Origin of the sequence: Psittacicella gerlachiana (assembly GCF_003585965.1) — a bacterium.
GTDB classification, from domain to species: Bacteria; Pseudomonadota; Gammaproteobacteria; order Enterobacterales; family Psittacicellaceae; genus Psittacicella; species Psittacicella gerlachiana.
This window is the reverse complement of the sequence record NZ_NRJF01000200.1, coordinates 1-5,185: the sequence shown is the minus strand read 5'-3', so window position 1 is coordinate 5,185 and position 5,185 is coordinate 1. Positions and strand designations below refer to the sequence as shown.

General features: G+C 32.1%; 5 protein-coding genes and 1 other RNA gene. All 6 read right to left on the bottom strand.

All coding sequences use genetic code 11. The features are described from left to right. Positions 1 to 109: 109 nt before the first annotated feature. The 6 genes from CKF59_RS06510 to CKF59_RS06485 all read right to left on the bottom strand — a co-directional run bounded on the left by CKF59_RS06510 (position 110) and on the right by CKF59_RS06485 (position 4,859). On the bottom strand, positions 110 to 574 hold the full coding sequence (locus tag CKF59_RS06510; RefSeq protein ID WP_119535136.1) for a Ter macrodomain-binding protein MatP: 465 nt from the start codon (positions 572 to 574) through the stop codon (positions 110 to 112). A 43-nt stretch (positions 575 to 617) separates the two neighbouring features. After that, positions 618 to 1,016: a transfer-messenger RNA gene (gene ssrA, locus CKF59_RS06505) on the bottom strand. A gap of 181 nt (positions 1,017 to 1,197) precedes the next feature. Then, positions 1,198 to 2,157, bottom strand: a complete 960-nt coding sequence (locus tag CKF59_RS06500; protein WP_119535135.1) for a tyrosine recombinase — start codon at positions 2,155 to 2,157, stop codon at positions 1,198 to 1,200. Positions 2,158 to 2,163: 6 nt separating this feature from the next. Continuing rightward, complete coding sequence (locus CKF59_RS06495; RefSeq protein ID WP_119535134.1) at positions 2,164 to 2,985, bottom strand: 5'-nucleotidase, lipoprotein e(P4) family; 822 nt, start codon at positions 2,983 to 2,985, stop codon at positions 2,164 to 2,166. Between the two features lie 75 nt (positions 2,986 to 3,060). Then, a complete protein-coding gene (locus CKF59_RS06490) occupies positions 3,061 to 3,909 on the bottom strand; it encodes a 5'-nucleotidase, lipoprotein e(P4) family (protein WP_222985651.1) in 849 nt (282 codons plus the stop codon). A 104-nt stretch (positions 3,910 to 4,013) separates the two neighbouring features. After that, on the bottom strand, positions 4,014 to 4,859 hold the full coding sequence (locus CKF59_RS06485; protein ID WP_245959285.1) for a 5'-nucleotidase, lipoprotein e(P4) family: 846 nt from the start codon (positions 4,857 to 4,859) through the stop codon (positions 4,014 to 4,016). Positions 4,860 to 5,185 lie beyond the last annotated feature (326 nt).

Here is a 5,185-nt window from a genome sequence, read left to right as displayed (position 1 = left end):
CCTAGGTTTTTTATTTTAGCTTAAAATCTTTACAAACTATTTAATTTGTAAGATATTTTAAATATTCTATGCTTAAACTTTAAAGCCCTTACTTTAGTTTCTCTTATCCTTACTCTTGCTCTTCTTGCTTAGTAATAGGAACTTCAGCTTCTTTTTGCCAAGAAGCTAGTTTTTCAGAAGAAGCAAACTTTTCTAAAAGTAAAATTGCTTCACTTAAACTTATATCTTTTGCGGTCGCTAAATCTGAAATTACTTTCCACGCTTGATACTCTAAAAATACGCTTTTCTTAGCATACATTATTTTTTCATTATCATAAGAGCGTTTACGACGAGCTCTAACTGCAAGATTAAGTTTTTTTTCTAATTCTGGGTTTAAATGCTTTGCTACCCAGTCTTCTATTTGTTCAGGATATTCGCGGGAATTAATTAACTCTAAGGCAAATTTTCTTACCATTTCCGACTCAATATATTTAGTTATATTTTCGCCTTTTTGGTATTTTGCATTTAAATAATCCCATTTCCACCTTGCCTCGCGAATAGGCAACTTTTGATGTTTGCGATATACCTTTGTCATAAGTTAATAAAAAAAGTTATGTTGCACTCTCGTGTAACAAAATTGGTGGAGCTGAGGGGATTTGAACCCCTGTCCGAAATTAGTCCATCCCAAGTTCTACATGTTTATTCTTATTTTAAATTTCATCAAGTAGCACAAAATAAGACCAAAGACCTACAAGACTAGATAGATTAAATTTCATAAGTAAAAGTCCTATCTGAACTTCTATTTACTAACTAGTGTAAAATATTATTAGGCATCATTTATTCTCTATTACCCACCAGTAAAAGCTAGAGTATGATGGCTTTATACAGGTTATTAAGCTGCTAAAGCTACGCCGTTGCTGTTAGCACGGCCAAAGAACGCATTGTCTGCATTTATATTTATTTGAAGTTTTTTAAAAGCTCTTCGACTTTACATGCCCTTGAAACTTCCATAATCCCGTCGAATCCAGAACAGCCCCGAAATCTGTGGTTTTATGTAAATATATCTTAGTTATTATAACAAAGTAAAAAAACAAAAGCAAATAACCAGGATTTTCTTTTTCATTTAAATCAAAATCTCAAACAGCTTTTTAAAAGATTATATAACTTTTACTCTTTTAGGCTCTTATAACTTTGACTCTATTAGAGATCTTATAACTTTTAATTTTTAAACTTTTTAAGATTTTCTGATAATTGCTCTACCATTTGCTCATAAGAGGGTAAACTCTCTTGAGAAAATTCTTGGTGTAATTTCTTGAGCTGTTCATTTGCGACATGAGTATAAATTTGTGTAGCTTGTAAACTCGCATGCCCTAAAAGCGATTGTACACTACGGATATCTGCTCCATTGTTGAGTAAATGGGTCGCAAAACTATGACGTAAACTATGCGGTCCAAAACCCGTTAAGTCAAACGCAAAACATTTTTGAGCATACTTTCTAATTCTTTGCCAAAAATTTGCTCTAGTCATAGGTTCACCTTTGGCATTGGCAAAAATATATTCACTTAATACTTCTTGTTGATACCTATATTGGGTTAAATAATGATTTAAAAAATATAATGCCGAATAGCTAATAGGTACAATTCTAGTTTTTGCTCCTTTACCTTTAACTCTCAAGGTCATATTTTGGCTATTTAGCTGATTAAACGTTAAGTTAATAAGCTCGGAAATTCGTAACCCAGAAGAGTAAAGTAACTCTAACATAGCTCTATCTCTAATCCCCTTACTTTTACTTAAATCAGGTTGATTTAATAAAGTTTGCATTTGCTCTTCTGTTAAATATACCATCTTCGGCTTAATTGCCTTAGGTAATACCATCTTTAAGGTAGGATCTGTAGAGATGATTCCTTGAGTAAATAAATAACGAAAAAATAAACGTAAGGTTACTAACCAATGACGCAAAGTATTTACCGAAATCTTGTTGGCTTTACTCTCTATAAAATAAGCATTAAGATAATTGGTATCCATTTGAGCAAAATCTAAATTTTGCTTTTCAAAATTCCATTTATAGAACTTGCCTAAATTATAATAATAAGAAACTACCGTATTTTCGCTTTTTTGCTCTACTAAGGAAACTGATTGGATAAAATTATTAATTAACTGTGCATTTGTTAAACTCATAGTATATTATTGATAATTATTTATTTCCCAAGCGATTAAAGTAGAAATCGCAACTTTATTTTGCTCACTAAGTTCTAAATTATAAAATCCAGGCTGCAAATAAGTCATCCAATTTCCATATACCGGATTAGGCAAAATGATATATCTACTCCCTAACTCAGATCTCACCTTTTCTACCCATAGTTTACGTTCTTGGTTACTTGTAAACACTTCTTCAGTATAAAAGTCATCAATCATATCCCCAACAAACATAATGACATTTTCTTGGGCAATAATTCTTTTGATCCGCTTTTGTTTAGTTTCACTATAATCATTAGTAAACTGTAGTAATAAAGTATCTTTACTCACTTGCGGAAAACCTAACCTAGTTAACAATTCTATGGTAGGTTGTAAATTCTTCCCATAACGATTAGAAACATAATACACCTTTGCTCCCCACTGGTGAGCAAATTTTACAAATTCTAAAGCTCCAGGTACTAAGGAAGGTGCCCCCTCTCGTTCCCATAAATCCCAAGCTTGAGCTTGAAAATATAACCCATACTTACTTAAACCTGCTTCAAAAGTTGAGTTGTCAAGTAAAGTCTCATCTACATCAATTAAAATTGTACCCTTAGTATTTAAATTACGTAAAGCTTGTTGAGCTTGATTAAATACTTGATAACATAAGGCTTTGTATTCTGCTGATTGTTGCTGCCAAAGAAGTGCACTTACCAGTTGTTGACCAAAAATTTGTTCGGCAGTGTAAAAACTTTGCTCTAGAGATATAGGCTCATCTTCAATACTTAAAAGTAAAATTAAAGCGATTGTAAAAATTTGTTGATTTGTCATTTACTAGTATACAAAAAATAGCCTCTGACATTATCGATAATGTTAGAGGCTCTGCTTATTTTAAATAGCTAAATACTATTTATAATTAGATAAGTCCCAAGCTTTGATTGCATCTACCTTAATTTTATTTTGTTCAGCTAAGCTGTGACTATAAAAATTAGGAGCTAAGGAACTTAACCAGTTACCATACATAGGATTAGGTAAAACTATAAATTTATTACCAAAATATTTTTTGTTTTGGTCAACCCAAGCATTACGCTCTGCAGTAGTATTAAATTTGCCAGCTTCTGGGAAATCACGTAAATTATCACCTACGTAAACTACTACATTATGTTTACTATTAGCAACTTCAAATCTTGGTTCTTTTGAAGATACTTTGTCTTTTAATAAAACTGTAGCGTCAGAAACCCCTGGGAATCCTAAAGCAATTAAACTAGCTTTAGTATATTCTAAGTTCGCATGTTGACGATTAGATACATAGTAAACTACGCCACCTTTACTCACAACATGTTTTGCAAATTCAAGTGCTCCTGGAATTGCTGTTGGTTTTCCAGTTTTTTCCCAATTGCCCCAATCTTTAGAATTATAAGCAATGCCATATTTAGCAATCGCACCTTGGAAACCACCATTATCAATCATGGTTTCATCAAGATCAACTACTACAGCCTTAGCTTTACCACGAACATTTGGTGCTTGATCATAAGCTACTGTAGCTACATTAAAAGCTTGATAAGCTAAAGCACGATATTCAGCTGCATTTTGTACCCAAGCTGTAGCTCCAACTAAATAAGCCCCTGCCAATTGCTCTTGCGTTAATGTTACATTATTAGCTGTATCAGTTACAACATTTGAATTAGAGGTACACGCCCCTAAAGTAAAAGCTGCAAGAATCGCAAGTGATAGAGTAGATAATTTAGAATTCACAAAAAACCTCGAATTTATTTTTATAGTGGAAAGAAATAACTTTGCATTTTAATTAAATTAAAATGTTCAGAGAGGTTTCTTTATTTTAACAAAAAAATGAGCGATTATTTGTAATTTGTTAAATCCCAAGCTCTAATAGCATCAACTTTTAGTTTGTTTTGTTCACTTAAAGAATTTTTATAAAAGTTTGGAGCTAAAGCACTTACCCAATTTCCATACATAGGGTTAGGTAAAATTACATATTTAATCCCAAATTTATTTGCATTTTGTTCTACCCAAGCATTACGTGCTTGTGTGGTCGTTAAATTACTAACTTGTGGATAGTCTGTTAAATTATCCCCAATATAAAGTACAACGTTATATTTTGCATTAACTTTATCGAAACGAGGATCTTTAGACGAAGTTCCTCCTTGACTTTGTAATAATACCGTTTCGCTTGAAACGCCAGGGAAACCTAAGGCTTTTAAAGTTTCAATTGTATGTGCAAGATTAGCTTCTTGACGGTTAGAAATATAGAACATGGTTCCGCCATTTTTTGCGACATACTGAGCAAAAGCCACCGCTCCAGGAATTGCTTTAGGATTACCTGCTTGTTCCCATTTACCCCAAGTTGTATTATTAAATGGAACTCCTGATTTTACTACTCCTCCTTGATAATCACTATTATCAATCATAGTCTCATCTAAATCCACAATTACCGCTTTCCCCTTTCCTTTTACTACAGGAGCATTTTGATAAGAAATAGTGGCAAAATTAAATGCTTGATATGCTAAAGCACGATATTCCCCTGAGTTTTGTACCCAAGCTACCGCAGATACTAATTGTTGACCTGCTAACTGTCCATCAGTTAACGAAGTGGTTTCTACTTTTTGGGTGCTATTTAGATTACTACAAGCACTCAGACTTAAAACTAAAGTTGCAAATAAAGTTACTTTTAATGATTTACGCATTTTTTACGAGCCTTAATTTTGATTATAGATAATATAAAACAAAGATATCTCTATCCTTGACGTAAATTATTCTACTCCTAATTTTTATAAATGGAAAAGAAAATACAAGCCACTAAGGAATGTTTTATAAAATCTATACTCCTAAGCTAAGTAAAATTCTTTCTTTTTATCAAGAGGATAAATCGTTAATCTGAATTTTAATAATAACTATTCCTTTACTCAGAGAGAATCTTTAGTTTTCTGAGAATAATTTTGATTTACATAAATCAAATCAGAAATTCATTTGCTCATTTCTTTATTTATTCCATAGTTTATCTTTAATATTG